Below are 500 nucleotides of genomic sequence, written 5' to 3' on the forward strand. Positions count from 1 at the left end.
CCTCGTGGGCCACATGAAGGCCCTGGGGAACCTGCCCATGTTCAGCGGGGTGTGGAGCCAGGTCCAGGAGATCCGCCGCAGGGTGCAGAAGCTCTGGGGGGACCGGCACCTGCGGGATCCCTCGGGCCAATGGAAGGCCCCGCCCTGGCGGAAGGCCGTGGAGGCGTGGCCCAAGGCCCCCCTCTCCCCCATCGGGATGCGCCTCTACCCCGAGGAGCCTCCCCGGACCCTCGGGGAGTGGTGGGAGGCCCACCGGAAGGGGGGCGGAGGGTGATCCGGCGCCTCGCCGGGGTCCTCTGGGCCCTGGCCCAGACTCTCCCCGACCCCGAGCGGGACCCCGACCTGGGGCCCTTCTGCACCTACCTGCGCCAGAAGTACGGCCGCCACGCCCTGGACCTCTCCCCCGAGGTCTGGGAGGAGGGGCTTTTGGAGCTCATCGCCGAGACCATCGCCGAGGGGTGGGACCGGTACGGGGCCCCCTCGGCCGCCCGGGATCCCGA

General features: G+C 73.4%; 2 pseudogenes. Both read left to right on the forward strand.

What is annotated here, in order from left to right:
* Positions 1-274 (forward strand): annotated as a pseudogene (locus tag L0D17_RS14045) (hypothetical protein); the annotation flags it as partial.
* Positions 271-500: pseudogene (locus tag L0D17_RS14050) on the forward strand (hypothetical protein); the annotation flags it as partial. The pseudogenes L0D17_RS14045 and L0D17_RS14050, both read left to right, overlap by 4 nt.

Source organism: Thermus thalpophilus (assembly GCF_022760915.1).
Taxonomy (GTDB): Bacteria; Deinococcota; Deinococci; order Deinococcales; family Thermaceae; genus Thermus; species Thermus thalpophilus.